At 62.6% G+C, this 23,639-nt stretch carries 19 protein-coding genes; 9 read left to right on the forward strand and 10 right to left on the reverse strand.

The features are described 5' to 3' along the window. Positions 1–38 precede the first annotated feature (38 nt). A complete protein-coding gene (locus tag NKI59_RS18155; RefSeq protein ID WP_023674836.1) occupies positions 39–656 on the forward strand; it encodes a DUF922 domain-containing Zn-dependent protease in 618 nt (205 codons plus the stop codon). A gap of 201 nt (positions 657–857) precedes the next feature. After that, positions 858–2,339, forward strand: a complete 1,482-nt coding sequence (locus NKI59_RS18160) for an MDR family MFS transporter (RefSeq protein WP_352705777.1) — start codon at positions 858–860, stop codon at positions 2,337–2,339. Positions 2,340–2,365: 26 nt separating this feature from the next. Here the strand turns inward: NKI59_RS18160 and NKI59_RS18165 are convergent, their stop codons facing one another. The 3 genes from NKI59_RS18165 to NKI59_RS18175 all read right to left on the reverse strand — a co-directional run bounded on the left by NKI59_RS18165 (position 2,366) and on the right by NKI59_RS18175 (position 4,263). Next, on the reverse strand, positions 2,366–3,394 hold the full coding sequence (locus NKI59_RS18165) for an NAD(P)/FAD-dependent oxidoreductase (protein WP_352455681.1): 1,029 nt from the start codon (positions 3,392–3,394) through the stop codon (positions 2,366–2,368). Positions 3,395–3,476: 82 nt separating this feature from the next. Further along, positions 3,477–3,797 carry a 2Fe-2S iron-sulfur cluster-binding protein gene (locus NKI59_RS18170; RefSeq protein ID WP_023674833.1) on the reverse strand — a complete coding sequence of 107 codons (321 nt, stop codon included), beginning with the start codon at positions 3,795–3,797 and terminating at the stop codon, positions 3,477–3,479. 97 nt (positions 3,798–3,894) lie between these two features. Next, positions 3,895–4,263 carry an Hpt domain-containing protein gene (locus NKI59_RS18175; RefSeq protein WP_292660938.1) on the reverse strand — a complete coding sequence of 123 codons (369 nt, stop codon included), beginning with the start codon at positions 4,261–4,263 and terminating at the stop codon, positions 3,895–3,897. A gap of 285 nt (positions 4,264–4,548) precedes the next feature. On the opposite strand from NKI59_RS18175, the gene NKI59_RS18180 reads away from it, so the two are divergent. Beyond that, positions 4,549–10,935, forward strand: coding sequence for an apolipoprotein A-IV repeat region-like domain-containing protein (locus NKI59_RS18180; protein WP_352705779.1), 6,387 nt, complete (start codon positions 4,549–4,551; stop codon positions 10,933–10,935). 104 nt (positions 10,936–11,039) lie between these two features. Here the strand turns inward: NKI59_RS18180 and NKI59_RS18185 are convergent, their stop codons facing one another. From NKI59_RS18185 to NKI59_RS18200, 4 genes are read right to left on the reverse strand one after another with little or no spacing between them, the layout of a single operon-like run. Next, positions 11,040–11,693 (reverse strand): ABC-type transport auxiliary lipoprotein family protein, encoded by a 654-nt coding sequence (locus NKI59_RS18185; RefSeq protein WP_352502487.1) that lies wholly within the window; start codon positions 11,691–11,693, stop codon positions 11,040–11,042. A 37-nt stretch (positions 11,694–11,730) separates the two neighbouring features. After that, a complete protein-coding gene (locus NKI59_RS18190; protein ID WP_352705781.1) occupies positions 11,731–13,104 on the reverse strand; it encodes an MlaD family protein in 1,374 nt (457 codons plus the stop codon). Between the two features lie 13 nt (positions 13,105–13,117). Further along, complete coding sequence (locus NKI59_RS18195) at positions 13,118–13,936, reverse strand: ABC transporter ATP-binding protein (protein WP_352682936.1); 819 nt, start codon at positions 13,934–13,936, stop codon at positions 13,118–13,120. Between the two features lies 1 nt (position 13,937). After that, a complete protein-coding gene (locus NKI59_RS18200) occupies positions 13,938–15,122 on the reverse strand; it encodes an ABC transporter permease (protein WP_352705784.1) in 1,185 nt (394 codons plus the stop codon). 78 nt (positions 15,123–15,200) lie between these two features. Between NKI59_RS18200 and dgcA the strand changes: the two genes are divergently transcribed. Next, positions 15,201–16,184 carry an N-acetyl-D-Glu racemase DgcA gene (gene dgcA, locus NKI59_RS18205; protein ID WP_352705786.1) on the forward strand — a complete coding sequence of 328 codons (984 nt, stop codon included), beginning with the start codon at positions 15,201–15,203 and terminating at the stop codon, positions 16,182–16,184. Here dgcA and NKI59_RS18210 read toward each other — a convergent pair. Together NKI59_RS18210 and NKI59_RS18215 are read right to left on the reverse strand one after the other, a co-directional pair. Beyond that, a complete protein-coding gene (locus NKI59_RS18210) occupies positions 16,155–17,372 on the reverse strand; it encodes an MFS transporter (RefSeq protein ID WP_352705789.1) in 1,218 nt (405 codons plus the stop codon). The genes dgcA and NKI59_RS18210 overlap by 30 nt on opposite strands. Positions 17,373–17,499: 127 nt before the next feature. Further along, positions 17,500–18,288, reverse strand: coding sequence for a UDP-2,3-diacylglucosamine diphosphatase (locus NKI59_RS18215; RefSeq protein ID WP_036245071.1), 789 nt, complete (start codon positions 18,286–18,288; stop codon positions 17,500–17,502). Positions 18,289–18,440: 152 nt separating this feature from the next. Here NKI59_RS18215 and NKI59_RS18220 point away from each other — a divergent pair, with 152 nt between their 5' ends. The 5 genes from NKI59_RS18220 (at position 18,441) to NKI59_RS18240 (ending at position 22,844) form a co-directional block, all read left to right on the forward strand. Next, positions 18,441–19,220, forward strand: a complete 780-nt coding sequence (locus tag NKI59_RS18220; RefSeq protein WP_352705791.1) for an SDR family oxidoreductase — start codon at positions 18,441–18,443, stop codon at positions 19,218–19,220. 164 nt (positions 19,221–19,384) lie between these two features. Next, positions 19,385–19,684: a hypothetical protein gene (locus tag NKI59_RS18225; protein WP_352568770.1), complete on the forward strand. Its 300-nt coding sequence runs from the start codon at positions 19,385–19,387 to the stop codon at positions 19,682–19,684. A gap of 52 nt (positions 19,685–19,736) precedes the next feature. After that, complete coding sequence (locus NKI59_RS18230; protein WP_352568771.1) at positions 19,737–20,000, forward strand: hypothetical protein; 264 nt, start codon at positions 19,737–19,739, stop codon at positions 19,998–20,000. After that, positions 19,997–20,305 carry a hypothetical protein gene (locus NKI59_RS18235; protein ID WP_352568772.1) on the forward strand — a complete coding sequence of 103 codons (309 nt, stop codon included), beginning with the start codon at positions 19,997–19,999 and terminating at the stop codon, positions 20,303–20,305. Before NKI59_RS18230 ends, NKI59_RS18235 begins: the two co-directional genes overlap by 4 nt. A gap of 214 nt (positions 20,306–20,519) precedes the next feature. Then, positions 20,520–22,844, forward strand: coding sequence for an NADP-dependent malic enzyme (locus NKI59_RS18240; protein WP_352705794.1), 2,325 nt, complete (start codon positions 20,520–20,522; stop codon positions 22,842–22,844). Between the two features lie 12 nt (positions 22,845–22,856). Here NKI59_RS18240 and NKI59_RS18245 read toward each other — a convergent pair whose 3' ends face one another. Further along, positions 22,857–23,477: a DUF1287 domain-containing protein gene (locus NKI59_RS18245; RefSeq protein WP_352705796.1), complete on the reverse strand. Its 621-nt coding sequence runs from the start codon at positions 23,475–23,477 to the stop codon at positions 22,857–22,859. Between the last annotated feature and the right edge of the window lie 162 nt (positions 23,478–23,639).

Genomic DNA, 23,639 nt, shown 5'->3' on the forward strand with positions numbered 1-23,639 from the left:
GGACGGCGGTAAAGCAAGGTGGGGAAAGAGGCAACACGATGAAACGATCCCTCCTTTGCGCCCTGATGCTCGCTCTGACCGCATTCCCGGCCGGCGCTGCAACTCTCGTCAAGACATATAGTTATTTCCCGATCGGCGGCAGGACGCTCGACGACATCGAGACCCAGCTGTCGAAACTCGGGCCTCAGGTGAAAAGCACCGGGTCGCGGCATCCGGGAGCTACCCAGATGGCGTTCACCACCCGCGTCAGCTATGCGCAAAAGCCGGGCTCGTGCTGGATTGCCGACGCTGTCGTCACCGTCAAGGTCAAGGTCATCCTTCCTGAGTGGCGCCGCCCGCGCAAAGCCGATGCCGGCGTCAGGCTGTTCTGGGATACGTTGTCCGCCGACATCAAGCGCCATGAGGAACGCCACGTCGAGATTGCCAAGAACCACGGCCGCGAACTAGAAGACGCCTTGAAGGCGAGCTACCCGGAAAAGACCTGCGAACTGGCAAAGGCCAAGGCCGCAAAAATCACTGCGGCCATGCTTGCCAAACACGACCAGGACCAGATGCGCTTCGATCGTGTCGAAAGCGCCAATTTCCAAAGCCGCATCCTGCGGCTTTTGCACTATCGCATCGAGCGCATTGAGAACGGCCGACTCGCTCCCGGCTGAACTCCGCGTCGTCGGACAAAGCCAATTTTGCCGAAACATAGTGCCAGCTTCGGAAAACTTTCGAGCCGCTGTCGAAATCGGCCTATAGCGAACGACATATGCCAGGTTCGCAGGGATCAGCCTCCGGCAAACGCCAATCGGCGTACTAGATGCTTCCCAGCCCGTCGCGGACGTGCACGCAGGCATAATGGATGAACGGATATGGACCAGGCTGTCGACAAGCAAACGATGGTGGAAACCAGCGCGCCGCTGACCGAAACCGAGAAAAACGCCATCATCGGCGGCGTGCTTTTGTCGATGCTGCTGGCGGCGCTCGACCAGACCATCGTCGCGCCGGCGATGCCGACGATGGCACGTCTGCTCGGGCATGCCGAATATCTGCCATGGATCGTGACCGGCTATCTTCTGACCGCGACCGCCGTGGCGCCGCTCTACGGCAAGATCTCCGATATTTATGGTCGCCGGCCGACCGTCTATGCTGCAATCCTGATCTTTCTCGCCGGCTCGCTGGTCAGCGCCACGGCTACTAACATGCTGGTCCTGGTTGTCGGCCGGGCGATCCAGGGCGCCGGTGGCGGCGGCCTGTTCGCTCTGACGCAGACCGTAATCGGCGACCTTGTGCCGCCGCGCGAGCGGGCCCGATACGCCGCCTGGATCTCGGGCACATGGGCCGTCGCCAGCATCGCCGGGCCGCTGCTCGGCGGCACCTTCGCCGAACATCTGCATTGGTCGCTGATCTTCTGGATCAACATTCCGCTCGGCCTGCTGGCCATGGCGATCATCAACAACCCGCTCAAGAAGCTGCCGATCGCCGCAAAACATCACCGCATCGACGGCCTCGGCGCGCTGCTTCTGGTCGCGGCCACCTCGCTGCTGCTGCTTGCCTTGAACTGGGGCGGCAGCGAGTATCCGTGGCTGTCGCCTGAAATCCTTGGACTGCTCGCCTGCTCGGCGGTGTTCTGGAGCGCGTTCGCGCTGCGGCTCATGCGCGCGGCCGAACCGCTGATCTCGCTCGAAGTGCTCGGCAATCCGATCGTTCTCGCCGGCACATTGTCGATGTTCCTGCTGCAGGCCGCCAATGTCGGCTTGTCGGTCTATCTGCCGGTCTACCTGCAATCGGTCGTCGACCTGTCGGTCAGTCAATCGGGCACCGCATTGCTTGGGCTGATGCTCGGCACGGTGGCCGGTGCGACCTTCAGCGCGCGAATGATCCCGCGCTTTTTTCACTATAAACGCATTGCCATGATCGGAACTGTTTTCTCGATCCTGTGCCTCGGCGTGCTCAGCCTGGTCGCCGGGCATGCCTCACTGTTGCTCGTCGAGGTGTTGACGACCTGCGTAGGCCTGGGCACAGGCACGACCTTTCCGGTTGCCACCGTCTCGGTCCAGAACGCCGTCGATCGTATGCACCTTGGCGTGGCGACCGGCGTTCTCACCTTCCTGCGCTCGCTGGGCAGCGCGCTTGGCGTCGCTATGCTCGGTGCCGTCGCCCTTGGTTACGGGCTGCCGCTGGCCAGCGAAGGCACGCAGCCGGCCGGCCATATCGCCTCGGCCATGCCGTTCGTGATGATCTTTCTTGCCGCGGCCGCGATCTTGCTGTTGTCGCTCATCACGCTCTGGCTGATGCCGGAGAAAACGCTTCGCGGCCATGCCGAGGCTGTGGCCCCAACCCTGGCCGAATAGACCTGTCCGGCGAAATCCGGCGAGCTTCAGTCGACCACGCCGAGCTTCTTGTGCAGGCTGGTCGACGAGGTCGTATACTGGAATACGATGCGCTCGCCGGGGCTGATGATGCGCTTGGCTGCCTGCGCCATTAGAGCGACCTCATGGAAGCCCGACAAGATCAGCTTCAGCTTGCCGGGGTACCAGTTGATGTCGCCGACGGCGAAGATGCCGGGAACCGACGTCTGGAATTTTTCGGTGTCGACCGGGATCAGGTTCTCGTGGAGGTTGAGCCCCCATTCGGCGATTGGGCCGAGCTTCATCGTCAGGCCGAAGAACGGCAGCATCCGCGTGCACGGCACTTCGACATCGCCCTCCGGCCCCTTGATCGTGGCCGAGACTAGCTGGCCGTCGCTGCCGGTCAGGCCAGTCACCTGTCCAACCTGGAATTCCAGCTGCTTCATCTCCTGCATGGCATACATCTTGTTGACACTGTCGGGCGCTGCGCGGAATTCGGGCCGCCGGTGCACCAGCGTCACGCTCTTGGCGACCGGCTGCAGGTTCAGCGTCCAATCGAGCGCCGAATCGCCGCCGCCGACGATGACGAGGTCATGGCCGCGAAAGTCCTCCATCCGGCGCACCGAGTAGAACACGCTCTTGCCTTCATAGGGTTCGATGCCTGGAATCGGCGGCCGCTTCGGCTGGAACGAACCGCCGCCGGCGGCAATCACCACAATTTTGGCTTCGAACACCTCGTTTTCGTCGGTAATGACGCGGAAGCTGCCGTCGTCCAGCCTTTCCAGGCTCGAAACCATGCGGCTATAGGTGAATTCGGGCTTGAACGGCGCGATCTGCTCAAGCAGCTTGTCGACCAGGCCTTGCGCCGAGATCGAGGGCCAGCCCGGAATGTCGTAGATCGGCTTTTCCGGGTAGAGTTCGGCGCATTGCCCGCCGGGCCGGTCGAGTATGTCGATCAGATGGCACTTCATGTCGAAGAGGCCGAGCTCGAATACGGCAAACAGGCCGACAGGCCCTGCCCCGACAATGAGTACGTCCGTCTTGGTGATAGCGGTCATGAAGCATGCGCCTTTATGGGAAAACGGCGCGACACTGCATGACCATTGGTCCGCTGCCAAGCGGCAGCCGCAAAAATCGGCTTCAGCCCTGGCGGGCCGGCACGCGCACGACCAGCCCGTCGAGAGCGTCGCGCACCTTGATCTGGCATGACAGCCGCGAGTTCGGCTGGACCTCGTAGGCGAAATCCAGCATGTCCTCTTCCATGGCTTCCGGCTCGCCGACCTCCGCCGTCCAGGCTTCGTCGACATAAACATGGCAGGTCGCGCAGGCGCAGGCGCCGCCGCATTCCGCTTCTATTCCCGGCACCGCATTGCGGATCGCATTTTCCATGACGGTCGAGCCGTTTTCGGCATCCACGTCAAAATGCGTGCCGTCATGGGCGATGAAGGTCAGCTTGGTCATTTGTCACCTGAAGGGAGTCTGAGCCGACATAATCACTCTGCCGGACAAGTCAACTGCGGCGCCAAAGCGCCGCTGTGTGGCGTTTTGGGAATAAGCGCTATCGGCTGATGGCGGCGACGAAGTCGCGCACTTCTTCGATCAGCGAGCCAAGCCGCTTCAGCGTGCTGGCGTCTTCGGGCCGGCATTCGATCGCGCTGGCGCAATCGGCAATGGCGAAGGCGCCGACCCCGCGCGCCGAGCCTTTGAGCCCGTGTGCCAATAGCAGCCGCTGCCTGACATCCGCATCGACGATCTTGTCGCGCACCGACAGCGCCTGCTGCACGAACAGAGCCAGCACCTCCTGCTCGAGGCTCCGATCGCCCATCGTCTGGCGCGCAAGATGCGCCAGGTCGATCGGCCGGGCCCCGGCTGTCCCCGACACGTCGCCGCCGGGCATCGAGAAGGCAATGCCGTTTTCGCCACGTATCACTTTGAGACTCCGTTCTTCGACCGCCGCAAAAGCTAGGCGTATCCGGTGGACAACGGGTTAATGATTGGCCCGGAAAAATGTCGCGATAACGGCGCCGGAATCACGGCTGTGTTAACCTTATATTTAAAGTTTTACGTATCGGGCGGAATGCATGTTTTCTTTACCCGGCTGTGTCATTACGATACGACAGGTCCATTTTCAGCCTCCTGCGCGGGACACGCTAGGCAGAATCAATAAGCAGAACCATAAGTCCCGCGGCAGCTTGTACAGGGTAGCGAAGGCATGGCGAAGAAACCAACGACGACAAGAACGCTCGACAGCGACGTAGCCAGGGAACTTGAAAAGGCACTTGAGATCGATCTGAGCGGCGATGCCGGCGGCGACTTCGACATGGCTGCATCCATGGAAGATCTCGAAGCGCAAATATCGCAAGCCGCCGACGAGCTGGCGCGCGAAGGTCGCAGCCAGAACGAAGCCCCTGCCCCGGACCAGACCCAAAACGCGGCACCTGCCGCCAATCAAAGCCAGATCGCAAATCCCGCGCCAAAGGCCAAGCCGGCTGAGTTGCGTCCTGTCGCAACGCGCAATGGCTCGCAGCCGGCAGCTTTCTCGCCGGCCAACGACGATCGTCAAAAAGACTATAAGACGCTCCTGCACACCCTCAATCGGCGCGCCTCGAACACGATCTACTGGGTCGTGGCTTTCGTTTCGCTGGCCTGGATCGCCGGCGCTGGCGGCCTTGCGAACCTGTTGTTCGGACCTGGCATCTGGAACATCCGCACCTTCGATCAGTTTTTCGCCCGTCCGGAGCTGATCGGCCTGGCGGTCGCGGCAATCGTGCCCGTCATCCTGTTCTGGGCATTCGCAGTGATGATTCGCCGCGCTCAGGAGATGCGCCTTGCCGCGCAGTCGATGACCGAGGTGGCCTTCCGTCTGGCCGAGCCGGAAAATCTTGCCCAGGATCGCGTCATGATGATCGGCCAAGCGGTTCGCCGCGAGGTGGCAGCCATGGGCGAAGGCATCGAACGCACGCTTGCGCGTGCCGTCGAGCTCGAAACGCTGGTCCACAGCGAGGTGAACCAGATCGAGCGCTCCTATTCAGAGAACGAGTCCCGCATCCGCTCGCTGGTCGACGGGCTGGGCAGCGAGCGCGAAGCGGTCGTCACCCATGCCGAGCGCGTGCGCGCCTCGATCACCGGCGCCCACGAGACACTGAAAGACGAGATCAACGCCGCCAGCGATATCATTCGCGACAGCATTCTCAACGCCTCGACCAAGCTGTCGATGACGATCAACGAATCCGGCGACACGCTGATCGACAGGATCAACGGAAGCTCGATGTCGATCTTCGATTCGGTGGAAGGCCGGCTCGAATCGATCACCGATCGGCTGTCGACGTCGGGCGAGGCCTTCGCCAGCCTGCTCGACACCCGGATCGCCAAGCTGACGGACACCACCGATGGCCTGACGCGGTCACTGACCGACCTGCTCGACGACCGCACGAGCGGCATGGTGTCGCTGCTCGGCGGTGCCGCCCGCACACTCAATTCGGAATTCGAAGCCAGCCTCAACGGCATCGAGCGGACGCTTGCCGAACGTGGCCAGGCGCTGATCAGCGAGTTCCAGACCCGCGCCGAGGCGCTCGACACCGGCACGCAGAAGCTCAACGCCGCGCTGGAGGCTCGCGCACGCCAGATCAACGAGACGCTGGTCGAGCGCGCCCGCGAAATCGCCCACACCTTCCAGGATAGCAAGGAGACGCTGTCGGCGATGATCGATCAGGGCAAGACCCAGATCGGCGCCGACATGGCCGACATCATTTCATCGACCTCGACCATGCTTGAAGCCCGCGCCGGCGATTTCGCCGGGCGCATGGAAGCGGCGCGCCATGTCGTATCGCGTTCGTTCGATACGGACATCGAGCGGCTTGCCGATGCTCGCGCCGGCATCGAGGAAGCCGTCGAGAACCACAGCCGCAAGCTTTCCGAAAGCCGCGACCGGATGGCGGCGGCAATGCAGGCCGATCTGGCGAAGTTCGCCGAAGGTCGCGCCGAAATCGACGCAGCGGTGGCTAACCAGGTGCAGAAGCTAGCCGAAGGCCGCGGCCTGATCTCGCGCGCCCTTGAAGAGGATCTGCGCAAGGTCAACGAATCGCGCGCAGCGATCGACGCTTCGCTGGGCAGCCATCTCGAAAGCCTTGAAGAGGGTCGCAACAGGCTTGCCCAGGCCTTGAACGAAGACTCTGGAAAACTCGTGCAAGCCCGCACGATAATTGATGAAATGGTTGCCGGGCATGTAGGCAAGCTCGCCGAGGGCCGCAGCATCCTTTCGCGCGCGCTCGAGGCCGACCTCGGCAAACTGGCAGAGAGTCGCGCCAGCATCGACGGCCTCGTCGCCGGTCAGGTCGAAAAGGTCGCCGAGGGCCGCGCCATACTCGCCAGTGCGCTGGAAGCCGACATCGCCGGCATCAATGGCCTCATCGAGGCGCATTCGGCGAAATTGGCGCAAGACCGCAGCGGGCTTTCCCAGTCACTCGATAACGACCTGTCCGACATCAGGAGCCTGATCGCCGATCATTCTGGCAGACTCGCCGATGACCGCAGCCTGCTTTCGAAGACGCTTGAAGACGATCTTGCCAAGCTGGCCGAAAGCCGGTCGAGCATCGATGGGCTGGTTGCCGGCCAGGTCGAGAAGCTGGCCGAAGGCCGCGACATCCTCAAGCGCGCGCTTGAATCGGACCTGAACGCGATCAAGGGCGTCATCGCCAGCCAGTCTGAAAAGCTGGCGGAAGACCGTGGCCAGTTGTCGCGGGCACTGGAGAGCGACCTGGAGGCTGTGCGGGGCGTTGTCTCCGATCACATGAACAAGCTCGCCGAAGACCGTTCGACCCTTTCGAAGGCGCTCGAAGACGATCTCGCCAAGTTGGCCGAAAGCCGCTCGAGCATCGATGTGATGGTTGCCGGCCAGGTCGAAAAGCTGGCAGAGGGCCGCGACATCCTCAAGCGTGCGCTCGAAGCCGATCTGAGCACTGTCAAGGATGTCATCGCCGGCCAATCCGAGAAGCTGGCCGAGGATCGCGGTCAGCTGTCGCGGGCACTGGAGACCGATCTCGAGACCGTGCGGGGCGTCGTCTCCGAACATATGAACAAGCTCGCCGAGGACCGTTCAGCCCTGTCGAAGGCGCTCGAGGACGATCTTGCCAGGCTGGCAGAGAGCCGGTCGAGCATCGACGGGCTGGTCGCAGGCCAGGTCGAGAAGCTGGCCGAGGGTCGCGACATCCTCAAGCGCGCGCTGGAAGACGATCTCGCCAAGCTGGCCGAAAGCCGCTCGAGCATCGACGGACTGGTTTCCGGCCAGGTCGAGAAGCTGGCCGAAGGCCGCGACATCCTCAAGCGCGCCTTGGAGGCCGATCTCAGCACGATCAGGGGCGCCATCGCCGATCAGTCGCAGCTATTGACCGACAATCGCGCGCAGTTTTCGCGTGCGCTGGAAGCCGATCTCGGCAACGTCAACAGCCTTGTCGCAACCCACGCAGAGAAGCTCGTCCAGGACCGCTCGACCCTGTCGAAGGCGCTCGAGGACGATCTCGCCAAGCTGGCCGAAAGCCGCTCGAGCATCGACGGGCTGGTTGCCGGTCAGGTCGAGAAACTGGCCGAAGGCCGCGACATCCTCAGGCGCGCGTTGGAAGCCGACCTGGAGAGGCTTGCAACGAGCCGCAGCGAGGTCGACGAGATCGTCGCCGGTCATGTCGGCAAGCTGAGCGAGGGCCGCGACATGCTGACCCGCGCATTGCAGGACGATCTCTCCAGGCTCGCCGAAACGCGCAAGGATGTCGACCGTTCGCTGTCCGGCCATATCGACCAGATCGCCGCCAGGAGCACCGACATCTCCGATGCCATCGCTGCCGACGTAGAAAAGATCGAGCAGGCGTTCAGCCGGCAGACAGGCATCATTGAAGAGCGCGCCAGCACAATGGAGCGGGCGCTGTCGACGGGTGTCGACAACGTGCGCAGTGTGCTCGAAAGAAGCGCGGTCTTCGTCGCCGGCGCGCTGCGCGAGAAGGTCATGGAAGTTACCAGCGCGCTGCATGAGCAGGCGGGCGCGGCATTCAGCGATGCCGACCGCAAGATCGCCGAGCGCGCCGAGCAGACCTCGGCCGCCCTGCTCGCCAGGGCGGAGGACATCGCCCGCACCTTTGAAGAGGCGGATCGTCGCCTCGCCGCCCGCGCCGAGGATACGTCGAGCGCACTGATTGCCCGCGTCGACGACACGTCGAACAGCTTGCTCGCGCGTGCCCAGGAAACGGCCGATCAGCTGGCAGCCAGAGCAAGTGAGATTGCCGGCACCTTCGACGCGGCGGACCACAGGCTGGTCTCTCGCGCCATCGAAACGGCCCAGTCGCTGGCGGCACGTGCCGGCGACATCCTGCGCAATTTCGAAACGGCCGACGAGCGGCTGGGCGTGCGCATCGGCGAATCCGCCGAAGCGCTCGCGGCACGCGCGTCGGATCTCGGTCGCATTTTCGATGCCGCCGACCAGCAACTTATTTCGCGCATTGCCGAAGGCTCCGAAGCACTTTCGGCCCGTGCGTCCGAGATCGGCCGCATCTTCGAGGAGGCGGATCATCGCCTGGTGTCCCGTATCGCCGGCAGCAGCACCGCAATCGGCGAACATGCCGACACCATTGTCGGTGCCTTCACCAGCACCGAGCAGCGGGTTGCCGAACGCGCCAGGCAGACTGGCCAGGAACTCGCCGTCCATGCCCGTGAAATCGAGCAACTGCTTGCCGGTGCCGACGAACGCCTGGCATCGAGTGCCGCCGCCACAGCGGTCCGCGTCGAGGAGCAGGTCGCCAGCGTCGAGAACCGCCTCGCCTACTCCGCCGAGACAATGGGCCAAAAGCTCAACGAACAGGTCTCGAATGCCGCGGCGCAGTTGGTCTCGCGCGCCAACTCGATCGCCGAAACCTTCACCGCGGTCGGCCAGCATATCGGCCAGAGCACCAATGACGCTGCAAAGACCATCGGTGCCAATACTCGCGAGCTCAATACGATGCTTGCGGCACGTTCGGCCGAAATATCGAAAATCCTGGACGAGACGGCACGGCCTCTGGTCGAGCGCTTCGCCCAGGGCGGCTCCGAGCTGCAAAAGAGCATGGAAGAGGTCACCGAACGTGCGACCGAGAAGCTGCGCACTCAAAACGCCGCCCTCGTCGACGCCCTCGCCAACCGTACGGCCGAAACCCTGTCGGCCGTCGAAGGCGCGCGCTCGACGCTTGCCGACAGCGTTGCCGACCTCATCGGCCGCATGACCACCTCCAGCTCGCAGCTCGGTCAGTTGATCGAGCAGGCGGCGACCAATCTCGGCCAGGTCGACGAACGCCTGACCGGGAGCACGCAAAGCTTCGCGGCGACCACGGAAAAGACCGCGCAGACCTTCGCCAGTTCGGCGCGTCTGGTCGATTCGAACACGACGCGGCTCACCGAGCTGTCGTCGTCGACCTTGCGCGAGGTTGCTTCAATCGCCACCAAGTTCGACGAGCACAGCCGGTTGCTTTCCAGTGCCTCGGACCTGTTGAGCTCGGCCCAGAGCAATCTTGAGCACACGCTCGAAAGGCAATCGTCGCTGGAGGACCTTGCCGTCGGTCTTGTCAAGAAATCGGAAGATCTCGAAAGGGTCATGCGCTCGTTCGAGAATCTGGTCGGCCAGACGCTGCAGAACGCCGAAGGCAAGACGCTGGAATCCGCCGACAAGATCCGTACCGCGATTTCCGAAGTGGTCGATTCGGCAACCAAGCGCTTTGCCGATGCGACCGAGGAGATGCGGCGTACCGCCGGCTCGATCAAGAGCGAGCTCGACCTCACCCGGGCCGAGCTTAAGAAAGGCGTCATCGAGATGCCGGAAGAGGCAAAGGAATCAACCACGGCTATCCGCCGTGCCGTTTCAGAGCAGATCAACGCGCTGAAGGAACTTTCTGAAATCGTTGCGAAATCTGGCCGCAGCGCCGACGGTTCGGAACAGCGCAACCTGCGTCCGGCGCCGCAAGCGCCTGCCGCACGCCCCGCCGAACCGCCACGTCGCCCGGCTCCGGCTCCCGAACAGCGCCGTGCACCGCAGGCGCCTTCGGGCGAGACGGCGCTGCGCGGCACGCTCGACCTCGAACGTCCCGCAGACCAAGCGCCGCGCCAGCGCGACCCCAACGGCCGCACGCCGCAGGGCGGTTGGGTGCGTGACCTCCTGACCGGTGCATCACGCGAAGACGACGCCAAGCCGGCAGCGCCTGCCGAAGCGCCGCGCCCAGCTCCCGCTGCGCGGTCGCCGCTTCATGTCGTGGAATCGCTGAACTCGCTCTCGGTCGATATCGCACGCGCCATCGATCACGATGCCTCGATCGAGCTGTGGAACCGCTACCGGCGCGGCGAGCGCGATGTCTTCACGCGCCGACTTTACACGCTGAAGGGCCAGCAGACGTTCGACGAGATCCGCCGCAAATATCAGTCGGAGGCGGAGTTCCGCGCTGCTGTCGATCGTTACTGTGACGATTTCGAAAAGCTGCTCAAGGACGTGTCGCGCAACGACCGCGACAACATCATGACACAGACCTACCTGACGTCGGATACCGGCAAGGTCTACACCATGCTGGCCCACGCCAGCGGCCGCCTGCACTAAGCGGGCGACAGAGAACAAACGAAAAGGCGGGATTTCCCGCCTTTTTTATGCCGTACTGAATTCCATTGGCGCTGTAGAGTGCCGTGCCGGCAGTTCCGGCTATGTCAGATCACGGTGTCGGTCCAGCGGACGATTTGCCCGGCCGCATCGCCGAACGCGGCATCGAGCGCGCCGACATAGGCCTGGTTGCCATTGCCCGAAACGGGCGCGATGGCGCTAAACGTCTTCGAAGCGCGCACTTCACCGTTGCGGTCATTCAACAGGCGCACGAACAGCTCGACCTCGGCATGTTCGCCGCCATCGACACGCACCTCGAACGAGCGGATCTCGACGATCACCTGATAGTCGATCGCCAGCCCCTCGCCTGGCTTGCCGACGCCGGTGAAGCTGCCCGAGCGCTGGAACGTCTCTGCCAGCCGCGCCTGTACGATCATCGGCAGCCGGTCGGCCCATTGCGCGCCCTTGAGATACTGGATCGATCGCGGCGATGGCTTAATGACGATGTTCTGGCTGTCCAGCGCCTTGAGCGCCGATGGCTGAGCGATGAGTATCTGGCGACGGCTGTGGGCACGCGCTTCCAGCGACGGCGCCGAAAGCTCAAACGTATCCAGCGGCGCCGGCTTGCCGCCCAGCGCCGCGCAGCCGGCGAGCGAAAGCGCCAGCAGTGCCGCTCCGGTCTTGAACCCACTCGATCTGACGCTGCCTGAACTGATCGATTTCAAACGCGATCCCCCCCGGATCGTGGAAACAACGCGCATCCGCAAGCTATGTTCTTGCGGTGGGCGCAGGCCGAAGTCAACGGCGCACCCTGCCGTCGAACTGCCGGACCTCACCCTCGCCGCCGGACAGGATCCGCTGTGGATTGCGGCTGAGGTCGGTCACCGCCTCTTCGATGCGGTTGATCGAACGACGGCTGTCCTGGACCAGCGATTCGACGTTTTGCAGCCCCTGCCCCGAGAACCGCGCCAGATTGTCGGTGATGGTGCCGAGGCGGGCGTTCAGCGTGTCGGCGACCTGCTTGAACGATTTGAGCGTCGCCCTGGCATCGGCCATGACGCCGTCGGCCTGGCCGGAGCCGAGCAGTTTGTCGACCTTGGCAAGGATACCGTCGACTCGCACCGAGGCATCGTTGAGGCGTCCTGCGAGCTGGTGCGCGTCTTTGATGGTTTCATCGATGTCGTCGGCTCGGTTGGCGAACTTGTTGGTCACCTTGGCGATGTCGGCGGCAGCCTCGTTGGCGTTTTCGCTGGCCTTTTGGATATTGGCCAGCGCGGTGCGAACCTCAGCCGGATCGATGCCGTCGAGAACGCCGTCGACCTTGGCCAGCGTGCCTTGCGTCTTCTGGGCGAAGTCGTTGATCGAGCCGACCGCGGTGTCCACGTTCTTGATGACCGTGTCGAACTGCTTGCTGGTTTCCTTGAGGTTGGAAGTGACCGTGTCGATATTGGCGACGATGCTCTTGATCTGGTCCTTGTCGACGGCGTTGAGTAGCCCTTCCGCCGCCTTCAGGGTGCCGTCGAGCTTGCCCGAAACACCCTTCAGTTCGTCCGCCAGCGAGCTGACGCTGGCCAGGAACTTGTCGACGCCGTCCGCATTCCTGGCCAGTGCATCGGAGAAGGTCTGGACATTGTTGACGGTCTGCGTCAGCGGCCCGCGAACATCCTTGGTGAAGCCTTCGAGCTCCGAAAGGACCTTGTCGGCGCGGGTGAAGATGTTCTGCGCTGTCTGTAGCAGATTGGTGACCGCCGACGGGTTGGCAACGATCTCGGCGACACGGCCTTCCTTTTCCGCCTCGTCGAGAAGTTTTGGCTCTTTGGGGTCGGCGCCCTTGAGCTCGATGTTGGCCTGGCCGGTGAGGCCGGCAAGCCCGATATCGGCCTGCGTCGACTTGGTGATAGGCGTATTCCGGTCTATTTCGGTGTCGGCGATAGCAGCGGTCGGATTGTCGACGTCGATATAGACACGGCGCACGTCGCCGACTTTGACGCCATTGAACAGCACGAAGCTGCCACGGCCGAGCCCCGAAGCGGAGCCTGGAATGCGCACGCGCAGCACCGTCGTCTCACCCTTTTCGCCGATTGCCGCCGTCCAATAGACGAAAGCGAAAGCCGCGAGGATCGCGGCCAGCGTGAAAATGCCGACAATGACGTAGTTGGCCCTGGTTTCCATTGCTCACTTATGGCTATGCGCGCGCCGCAAGATCAAGTTGCCGGGCGCGTTTTCCGCGGAAATAGGATTTTACCCAAGGTTCCTCGCTCCTGAGCATGTCGTCGATCGTGCCCTCGACCAGCACTTTCTTGTTGCCGAGCACCGCCACGCGGTCGCACGCCGTAAACAGCGTGTCGAGATCGTGCGTGACCATATACACGGTCAAATCCATCGTATCGCGCAGTTTGACGACCAATTCGTCGAACTCAGCCGCGCTGATCGGATCGAGCCCGGAAGTCGGTTCGTCGAGGAAGACGATATCCGGATCGAGCGCCAGAGCGCGCGCCAGCGCAGCACGCTTGATCATGCCGCCGGAGAGCTCGGAGGGGAATTTCTGCGCCGCCTCCGGCGGCAATCCGACCAGCTCGACCTTGAGCATGGCAAGTTCGTCCATCAGCTTCTTCGGCAAATCGAGATATTCACGCATCGGCACCTGGACGTTTTCGAGGACCGTCAGCGCCGAAAAAAGGGCGCCATGCTGGAACAGCACGCCAAGCCGCATGTCGATGCGAAGGCGCTCCCTTTCGGTTGCCCTCTCGACGTCGACCCCGAACAGTTTGATTGTTCCCGATTGCTTGCGCGTCAAGCCAAGGATGGTGCGCAAGAGAACAGATTTGCCGGCACCGGAGGCACCGACGAAGCCGAGAATCTCCCCGCGCCAGATATCGAGCGATAATTTGTCGAGAACGACCTGATCGGCGAACGACACCGTGACGTCGTGCGCCGACAGCACGATCTCGTCTTCTTTGGCTTTCGCCGCCACCTTGGTCGTGTTTGTGCCCGGCAGCGCCATCTCAGAACTCGATCGCTGCATAGAACATGGCGAAAAGCCCGTCGAGGATAATGACCACGAAGATCGACTTCACCACTGAGGCGGTCACATGCTGGCCAAGCGATTCGGCGCTGCCGCCAACCTTCATGCCCTCGACCGAGGCGATTATGCCGATGATCATGGCCATGAACGGCGCCTTGATCAGGCCGGCAAAGATGGTGCTGAGGTCGATTGCGACACGCAGCCGGTCGATGAACGCTGCCGGTGCAATATCGGAGTAGAGCCATGCAGCCAAAATGCCGCCGCCCAACGCGGCAAAGTTGGCGACGATCGTCAGGCAAGGCAGCGCGATGACCAGCGCGACCAGCCGCGGAAACACCAGCACGCCGATTGGATTAAGACCGATCACCTTCAGCGCATCGACCTCCTCGCGCATCTTCATCGAGCCGATCTCGGCGGTGATCGCACTGCCGGAGCGGCCGGCGATCATGATCGCCGTCATCAGCACGCCGAGCTCGCGCAGGATCAGCACCCCGACCAGGTCGACGACGAAGATGTCGGCGCCGAAATAGCTGAGCTGATAAGCGCCTTGCTGGGCGACGATCGCACCGACGATGGCCGACATCAGCACGACTACCGGTATGGCGCCGACACCCATGCGATCGATCTGGTTGAAGATCGCCGCCATGTTGACGGCATGGCCACGGCCAAGCTTCATCTGCGAGCCGCGTATCGTGGCGCCGAGGATATTCATTGCGGCCAGGAAATCGTCGCGCATCTCATAAACGCGCCGGCCAACCGCCTCGAGCCCGCGAATGATGAAGTTGGGCAGCTTTGCCGGACCTGATTCGGGCTCGCGTCGAACCGCATCACCGACGGCACCAAGCAGGATCGAGGCAATCTCGCTTTGCCCCTGCATCGTGATCTCGACGCCCTTCTTTTCGAAGCTGCTGACCAGGCGGTCGATCAGCCACGCCCCGGCTGTGTCCATCTTCTCGATTTGTGAAAGGTCGAGCGCCAGCGTCTTGAAGCCGCTGCGCTTCTCGATCTTGCGCATCTCGGCATCGACCAGCGCCACGGTGCGCGTCGTCCAGGTTCCCGAGAAAGCGCAGCCGAGAACGCCGCCCTCCTCGCCGATCGCGATGCGCGGCTGGTGGTCGGGCTCCTTGGCAGGGCCGCTTGCGTCGCGTTTGCGGATGGTCAACATGGCGTCCTGTTTAGCCTGACGGGGCCGACCTGTCGATTTGCCGATATCCTCCTTGTCGCACAGCTGGAGCAGAAAAACATGGCGCGTGTCATTTCGGTCGAGGCCGAGCGCTTTCCGATAGCCGGGACCTTTACCATTTCGCGCGGCTCGAAGACCGAAGCGGAGGTGATTTCCTGCGCCATCACCGAAAACGGCCGTACAGGACGCGGCGAATGCGTCCCTTACAAGCGCTATGGCGAAACCATGGAGGGTGTGCGCGACGCGATCGAGGCGATGCGCAGCGAGATCGCGCGCGGCATCAGCCGCATCGCCCTGCTCGATGCCATGCCTGCCGGCGCGGCACGCAGTGCCATCGACTGCGCGCTCTGGGACCTGGAAGCGAAGATCAGCGGAACACCCGTGGCGCATACGATACGAACCGTTCCGTTACGACCGCTTGAGACGGCGTATACATTGTCGCTCGCCGAGCCGGAGGCGATGGCGGCGCAGGCCCGCGCTAACGCCCAGCGCCCGCTACTCAAGGTCAAGATCGGCGGCGACAACGACATCGCGCGCATCCGTGCAGTGACGGCGGCAGCACCCGACAGCCGAATCATTCTCGACGCCAATGAGGGCTGGAATGACGACAATATCGTCGCAAACCTCGCCTTTGCCGCCGAGCACGGTATCGCCTTGATCGAACAGCCGCTGCCGGCGGGACATGACGGTATTCTTCGCCACATCGCACATCCGGTACCGATCTGTGCCGACGAAAGCGTGCACGAGGCGAAGGACCTTGAAGCGCTTGTCGGCCTTTACGACGCCGTCAACATCAAGCTCGACAAATCGGGTGGCCTGACCGCTGCACTCGTGCTTCGCGACCGCGCCCGGGAACTGGGTCTTGGTGTCATGGTCGGCTGTATGGTCGGCACATCGCTTGCGATGGCGCCGGCCGTGCTGTTGGCGCAGGATGCCGATTTCGTCGATCTCGACGGTCCGCTGCTGCTGGCCAGCGACCGCGTTCCCGGTCTCGTCTACCAAGGTTCGCTGGTGTCACCGCCCGAGCGGGCGCTGTGGGGCTGAACGCGCGGCAAGCCCGATCAGAGCCAGGCCCGTCAGGGCGATCGGGATCATCGCAAAGAAGCCATTCGCGCCGAAGCGGTCGTAAAGAGGACCGGAAATCAGCGTCGCCGCCGCCATGAAGAAGCCATTGGAGAAGTAGGCGATGCCTTGCGCCGCCCCGGTGCGTTCTTCCTCGACCGTCTCACCGATCATCTTTTGCAGGCCGATCAGCACCAGCGCCACAGAAACCGCGTGCAGCATCTGGATCGCGAAAAACCCGCCAACGCCAAGCCCAAGCGGCCAGATCAGCGGAAAGGCGAACCAGCGCACGATCGCGCCAATCCCGGCAATCAGCATGATCGAGACGACCGAGAAGGAGGCGAAAGCGCGGGTGAAAACGACGAACATGCATATCTCGGCGACGACGCCCCACCCCCACAGAAGCCCGACAACCGAATCGCTGATGCCGATCGACTTCCAGTAGATCGACACGAAACCGTAGAGAAATGCGTGGCTGGCGGTGATGACGCCGACGCCTGTCGAAAAATAGAGGAAGTACCGGTTGAGGAGTTTCGGTGCCGATTGCTGGATATCGGCGGCCGAAAGCGGCGAGGCGCGGCGTGGACGGCCGAGGCGCGGCGCAATCAGTCCGGCGGCTAGCGCGGCACACAGCGCCGCGAAGATGATCACCGGGACAGCCTGGGCACCGCTCGCCGACAGGATGAAACCGCCGGCGAGATTGGCGCAGAGATAGGAGATCGAGCCCCATTTGCGCATGCTTGCGTAATTCGAGCCGAAGCGGCGAACACCTGAAAGGGCGAGCGAATCGGCTATCGGCGAATGCGGCGTCCAGACGACCGTCAGGGCCAGCGACACGGCAAGTACCGTTGCGTAGGTCGGCGGCAGGAGGTAGCCGGCGGACAGGATCAGCGATGCGGCGACCAGCGCAACATAGACATTGGCGCGGTCGCTCGCTTTGTCTGCCAGCGCAGTAAGAAAAGGCGTCGTCGCTACGCGCAGGAACATCGGCGCGGCGAGGATCACGGCTATCTGCTCGGCGTGGAACCCTTTTGCCTGCAGCCACAGCGGGAAATAGGGCACATGCGTTCCGAGCGGAACGAAGAGCGTAAAGAAGATCAAGCTCATGCGCAGTTCGAAATGGCGTGGCTTGACGAGCTGTTCGGGCGAAAGCGGCGGCAGCGAGGACATTGACAGGCGATCCGTCGGCACGGCATTCAGCCGGGTCGGCCCGCCGCACCTGCCGCTGCTTAACACGGCGAAAAAGTCGATGAAACCGCTGGACTAACCGATTGAAGCGAGATGCGGCCGGATTTGGTCAAGCCGCCTGGACTGCCCTGCCCTTGATGTCGATCGGCACGAGCACCTCGCTGCCGACCGGAGTCTCCGGCAGGACATGCGCCCAGTGCAGGATCTCCATCCGGCCGTCAAAATGCTCGACCACCGCCGTGCAGCTCTCCACCCAGTCGCCGGTGTTGATGTACTGCACGTCCTCGTAGCTTTCGATCGCGGCATGGTGGATGTGCCCGCAGATCACGCCGTCGACGTGCGAGCGGCGCGCCTCCTCGGTCAGCACGGTCTGGAACGAGCCGATGAAATTCACCGCCTTCTTGACCTTGACCTTGGCCCAGGACGAGAACGACCAGTAAGGCAGGCCGAGCACCTGGCGCAGGCGCGTGATGACGCGGTTGACCAGCATCGCCGCGTCATAGGCGTAGTCGCCAAGATAGGCCAGCCAGCGCGCATTATGGACGACGGTGTCGAACTGGTCGCCATGGATGACAAGAAGGCGTTTGCCATCGGCGGTCTCATGGATGGCGCGGTCGGCGACGACAATGCCGCCGAAATGAACGCCCTGGAACTGGCGCGCGAACTCGTCATGGTTTCCGGCGATGTAGGTGATACTGGCGCCCTTGCGCGCCTTGCGCAGCAACTTCTGGACGACGTCATTGTGGCTCTGCGGCCAATGCCAGCTCCGTCTCAAGCGCCAGCCGTCGACGATGTCGCCGACGAGATAGATGATATCGGCATCGTGATGGCGCAGGAAATCGATCAGGAACTCGGCCTTCGCCGCCTTCGATCCGAGGTGGACGTCGGAGATGAACATGCTGCGGAAAGTGCGGAGCTCTGCGCCGGACATCATTTGTCACCGTTGCTTTCGGTGAGGCTATGCCCCGATTCATGCAACAACCGTATGACGGTTGCGATTGGTCCAGCCATACGGGTAGGTTGCCGCGGCAATCAGAGGAGAAAACCACCATGGATCTCGGCATTCGCGGCAAGAAGGCCATCGTCTGCGCTTCAAGCAAAGGCTTGGGACGCGGCTGCGCCATGGCACTGGCGGAGGCAGGCTGCGATCTGGTGGTCAACGGCCGCAACGCCGACGTGCTGGCCAAAACCGCCGCTGAACTGCGCGAGAAATTCGGCGTCAAGGTGACCGAAATCGTCGGCGACGTATCCAAGCCCGATGTCCAGAAGGCGCTGCTTGCCGCCTGCCCCGATCCCGACATCCTCGTCAACAACAATGGCGGTCCGCCGTTTCGCGATTTCCGTGCGCTCGACCGCGAAAAGATCCTCGAAGGCGTCACCCAGAACATGGTGACCCCAGTCGAACTAGTTCAGGCCGTGATCGACGGCATGTCGGCGCGCGGCTTCGGCCGCATCGTCAACATCACCTCGCTGTCGGTCTATGTGCCTATCCCCGGCCTCGACCTGTCGTCCGGCGCCCGCGCCGGCCTCACTTCGTTCCTCGCCGGCGTCGCGCGCACGGTGATCGACCGCAATGTGACGATCAACAACATGCTGCCGGGAAAACTCGATACCGACCGGCTGCGCGGCCCGCACGAGGCCGGCACGCCCGAAGATCCGGCCGCCGCCGCCGCGCGCAAGGCGCAAGCAGCGGCCAATGTTCCGGCCAAGCGACTCGGCACGCCGGAGGAATTCGGCCAGATCTGCGCCTTCCTGTGCTCGGTCCATGCCGGCTATCTGACCGGACAGAACATACCGGTGGACGGCGGCCTCTATGTCAGCGCGTTTTAGTGGGTATCTGACGCTTTGGTATCCGCTGGGAACGGCGGGAAACGACCCATTGCGGACGTGGTAGCCATCAGCATAAGCTCCGCCAATGCAACACTCGTCCCTCGTATCCTTCCTCAACGGCGACAAAACTACCGGACGAGCTTTGGCAGGAGATTGAAGCCGAAGTGACCGAATGCGTGACCGCCGCATCCAAGCCTGGCTCCGTGGGGCATGTCATCATCACTGAGGGGCCAAATACGATCATTGACCGTCGGCATGTGGACGTGCTGGTTAACGGGCTGGCGGACGGCACGCTCCCGGTCCAAGCCGCCGCCTATGTTGCCGATGCGCTGATCATGAGCGACGACTTCAACTTTGCGGACGAGGGCGTCTTGGAGGTTCTGTTCTTCCTGTCAGACGAGAGCGCGCCCCTTTCGCGAGAAGAGGTGCAAGCGCTGCAGAGCCGCCTTTCGACGGGACTGTAGCGTCCGCTTTCCATCCATTGCGGGCCTTGCGTCTTTCGCAGATACTGGCGGCATGGTTGAACTGGCCGGGCGGAATTATGAAGCAACGATTGGCAGTGATGTTCAACGGGATGGCATGTACCTGGAGCTCGTCGACCAGGACAATCACATAGTGGGCGAGATTTTTTTCTCGGACATTGATGGAAAGATGACGATTACCTTAGGTCAGCCCGAGGTTTCCGTTGAAGTAGTCGAATGGATGATTGCTAAAGCCAAGGTTCGCCTGCCACCGACTGATCCTGTTTCTCCTAACGACGGATCGGGAGGAGTACTGTGAAAACCTTCGCAGAAAGAATGATCGGCAAGTCGATACGGTCCGTTGGAAGAAGTGAAGAAGGGTACGGGATTACTGTTCTTTTCTCCGACGGCACCGGCCTTACCGCCTATTCAGAGGTGTCGCTGCGCATGAGTGACGCAGCAAGCGGTTCGCACATCGAACGCGTCACATCTACCGATCAAGAGATTACCTTTCACTTGGAAGGGGATGACTTCGTCGCGATCTCGACCGACCGTCAAAAGCACGACGCCGTCGAGTTGTTCGTCTACCAAGACACGGACGGCACCTTTATCGTCGAGAACTAAGCGACCGCCCTCCACACATAATGATCATTCGAACCGGCGCCGCCATAGCTCGCCGCAGCACTACTTCGTCGCAAACATCTTCCACAGCAGATCGCAAAGTTAGGGTAATGCGAGGCAGAGCGTCGCGCTTGCGACATATCACCCCTCGAAAAGCCTCGGCTGCATGCTAAGAGACTCAAAACACCAAACGGACTGAACTGAGGAGGCGGCCGTCATGACAGGCGAAAGCAAGAAGGCGGCCCGATCCGACCTCGACGAAGCAGCGCTCTATTTCCATAAGCACCCCCGTCCCGGAAAGCTTGAAATCCAGGCGACGAAGCCGCTCGGCAACCAGCGCGACCTGGCGCTTGCCTATTCGCCGGGTGTCGCCGCCCCCTGCCTTGAAATCCGCGACGATCCGGCAACCGCTGCCGACTATACAGCCCGCGCCAATCTGGTCGGCGTTGTCACTAACGGTTCGGCGGTGCTCGGCCTCGGCAATATCGGTCCGCTCGCCTCCAAGCCGGTGATGGAGGGCAAAGCGGTGCTGTTCAAGAAGTTCGCCGGCATCGATGTCTTCGACATCGAGATCGACGCACCGGGCATCGAGCGCATGGTCGAGACGATCTCGGCGCTGGAACCAACCTTCGGCGGCATCAACCTCGAAGACATCAAGGCGCCCGAATGCTTCGAGGTCGAGGAGCAGTTGAAAGCGCGCATGGACATACCGGTCTTCCATGACGACCAGCACGGCACCGCCATCATCGTCGCCGCCGCCGTGCTCAACGGGCTGGAATTCGCCGGCAAGTCCATCTCGGACATCAAGATCGTCACGTCGGGCGCAGGTGCTGCGGCGCTTGCGTGCCTCAACCTTCTGGTCTCGCTCGGCGCGCGGGTCGAAAACATCTGGGTCACCGACCGGTTCGGGGTCGCCCATAAGGGCCGCGTCGAGGAGATGGACCGCTGGAAAGACCCCTATGTGAAGGATACCGAGGCGCGCGCGCTGGCTGACGTTCTGCCCGGCGCCGACGTGTTTCTCGGCCTGTCTGCCGCCGGCGTACTGAAACCGGAACTGCTCCACCACATGGCGCCCAAGCCGTTGATCCTGGCGCTGGCCAACCCCAATCCCGAGATCATGCCGGAAGTGGCGCGGGCAGCACGGCCCGACGCGATGATCTGCACGGGCCGCTCCGATTTCCCCAATCAAGTCAATAACGTACTCTGTTTTCCTTATATCTTCCGTGGCGCGCTGGATTGCGGCGCAAGCGCCATCAACGAAGAGATGAAAATGGCCGCGGTGCGGGCGATTGCAGCGCTTGCCCGCGAAGAGCCGTCCGACGTTGCCGCCCGCGCCTATTCCGGCGAGACGCCGATCTTCGGCCCGGAGTTCCTGATCCCCTCGCCTTTCGATCCGCGGCTGATCCTGCGCATTGCCCCTGCCGTTGCCAAGGCAGCCTGCGAGACCGGCGTCGCGACCCGGCCGATCACCGATTTCGCCGCCTATATCGACAAGCTGAACCGCTTCGTCTTCCGCTCCGGCCTGGTCATGAAGCCGGTATTCTCGATGGCCAAGACGTCGAGCGCCAAGCGCGTCATTTATGCCGACGGCGAGGACGAGCGTGTGCTTCGCGCCGCGCAGGTCGTGCTCGAGGAAGGCATTGCCGAACCGATCCTGATCGGCCGCCCGCATGTCATCGAGGTGCGGCTGAAGCGCTACGGGCTGCGCATCAAGCCGGGCGTCGATTTCGGTTTGATTAACCCGGAAGACGATCCGCGTTACCGCCACTATGTCGACCTTTTGATCGAGCTTGCCGGCCGGCGTGGGGTGACGACGGAAGCCGCGCGCACCATGGTGCGCACCGACAATACGGTGATCGCGGCCCTTGCCCTGAAGCGCGGCGACGCCGACGCCATGGTCTGCGGCCTTGAAGGCCGTTTCGAGCGCCATTTGCGCAACGTGACGCTGATCATCGGGCCACGCGCCGGCATTAGGGATCGCGACCTGTCGACGCTTTCCATGCTGATTTCGCAGCGCGGCATCATCTTCCTCACCGATACCCATGTCTCGGTCGACCCGACCGCCGAGGAGATTGCGGAAATGACCGTTCTGGCGGCCGAGGAGATTCAGCGTTTCGGCATCGAGCCCAAGGCAGCGCTACTGTCGCATTCTGATTTCGGCTCCCGCGATTCGCCAAGCGCCATGAAGATGCGGCAGGCGGCGGCGATCCTGGCGCGCATCGCGCCAGACCTGCAATGCGACGGCGAGATGCATGCCGACTCGGCATTGTCGGAGCAGCTGCGCCAACGCGTCTATCCGCATTCGCGACTGAAAGGCGAAGCCAATCTGCTGGTGTTCCCCAATCTCGATTCGGCGAACATCACACTGACGGCGCTGCGCACAATGATGGACGCGCTGCATGTCGGCCCGATCCTGCTCGGCACCGACAGCCCGGCGCACATATTGACGCCGTCGGTCACCTCGCGCGGCGTCGTCAACATGACGGCGCTGGCCGTGGTGGAAGCCGCGCACAAGGCGCAAGCCATCGTCGATCTGGGGTAGCCGCGGGCTTTCTCAGATTGGCCTGAACCGAAAATGCCCTGTCTGCCTGAAGGCAAACAAAGTGTCCTCTTCCCTGGCGCCGCCGCCGATATTGTGGATGACCAGTCTTCTTGTCGGTACCAAAGTGGAGCGATTGGACGACACGATGGCAATATGCGACAGATTGCCGGGCAGCATCTGGGCGATGAGATCCCCTGGCCGATAGTCGGCCGGGTCTTGGCTGACGGGCAAGGCAGCACCGCGCCGCTCGAAATAGACCGCAAGGTTGGGCACACGGCGGTGGTCGATGTTGTGGTCGGGCGCTTTCAGGCCCCAAGCCTTCGGATAGGCGGCAAAATTGGCCCGCATATCCTCGTGCACCAGCTCTTGCAGATCGAGATCGAAGGCGCGGCGATAGGCGCGGATCACGACATCCGTGCACACACCCCGCTCGGGCTCAACGTCCCCGCCCGGATAGGCCAAGCGTGTATAGGTCGGATCGTAGAGTGTGGTGACGCCGATCTGCTCACGGGCGGCTTCGACCAATTTGGTGCCCCAATCCGGCGTGATGGGCTTTTGCTGCGCCCTGGCAACCGGCATCGCCAGGCACAAAAGACCAAACTGCACTGCGGCTCGACGGGTAATCGCGGTCATGCCAAGCCTCCGGGCATTGCTGGATCCGGGCATTCTTCTGGGCGAATACGCCTTTTTTCGTGCAACGCCAGGATGTCGCGGTTCTGGCTCTGTCCGAATATGCCGTGTGGCGTAGTCGATATGACAGCACCGGTCGTGATCGAAGCCGCGCACAGGCGCAAG

Origin of the sequence: Mesorhizobium sp. M0598 (genome assembly GCF_040320865.1) — a bacterium.
Taxonomy (GTDB): Bacteria; Pseudomonadota; Alphaproteobacteria; order Rhizobiales; family Rhizobiaceae; genus Mesorhizobium.

Bases quoted from the DNA above. Each gene is read 5' to 3' on its own strand.
- NKI59_RS18185 (WP_352502487.1), bottom strand. From the start codon at position 11,693: ATGCGCGTTGTTTCCACGATCCGGGGGGGATCGCGTTTGAAATCGATC.
- NKI59_RS18165 (WP_352455681.1), bottom strand. From the start codon at position 3,394: ATGACCGCTATCACCAAGACGGACGTACTCATTGTCGGGGCAGGGCCT.
- NKI59_RS18160 (WP_352705777.1), top strand. From the start codon at position 858: ATGGACCAGGCTGTCGACAAGCAAACGATGGTGGAAACCAGCGCGCCG.
- NKI59_RS18220 (WP_352705791.1), top strand. From the start codon at position 18,441: ATGGATCTCGGCATTCGCGGCAAGAAGGCCATCGTCTGCGCTTCAAGC.
- NKI59_RS18200 (WP_352705784.1), bottom strand. From the start codon at position 15,122: ATGTTGACCATCCGCAAACGCGACGCAAGCGGCCCTGCCAAGGAGCCC.
- NKI59_RS18245 (WP_352705796.1), bottom strand. From the start codon at position 23,477: ATGACCGCGATTACCCGTCGAGCCGCAGTGCAGTTTGGTCTTTTGTGC.
- NKI59_RS18240 (WP_352705794.1), top strand. From the start codon at position 20,520: ATGACAGGCGAAAGCAAGAAGGCGGCCCGATCCGACCTCGACGAAGCA.
- NKI59_RS18215 (WP_036245071.1), bottom strand. From the start codon at position 18,288: ATGTTCATCTCCGACGTCCACCTCGGATCGAAGGCGGCGAAGGCCGAG.
- NKI59_RS18190 (WP_352705781.1), bottom strand. From the start codon at position 13,104: ATGGAAACCAGGGCCAACTACGTCATTGTCGGCATTTTCACGCTGGCC.
- NKI59_RS18210 (WP_352705789.1), bottom strand. From the start codon at position 17,372: ATGTCCTCGCTGCCGCCGCTTTCGCCCGAACAGCTCGTCAAGCCACGC.
- NKI59_RS18155 (WP_023674836.1), top strand. From the start codon at position 39: ATGAAACGATCCCTCCTTTGCGCCCTGATGCTCGCTCTGACCGCATTC.
- NKI59_RS18230 (WP_352568771.1), top strand. From the start codon at position 19,737: ATGGTTGAACTGGCCGGGCGGAATTATGAAGCAACGATTGGCAGTGAT.
- NKI59_RS18195 (WP_352682936.1), bottom strand. From the start codon at position 13,936: ATGGCGCTGCCGGGCACAAACACGACCAAGGTGGCGGCGAAAGCCAAA.
- NKI59_RS18170 (WP_023674833.1), bottom strand. From the start codon at position 3,797: ATGACCAAGCTGACCTTCATCGCCCATGACGGCACGCATTTTGACGTG.
- NKI59_RS18180 (WP_352705779.1), top strand. From the start codon at position 4,549: ATGGCGAAGAAACCAACGACGACAAGAACGCTCGACAGCGACGTAGCC.
- dgcA (WP_352705786.1), top strand. From the start codon at position 15,201: ATGGCGCGTGTCATTTCGGTCGAGGCCGAGCGCTTTCCGATAGCCGGG.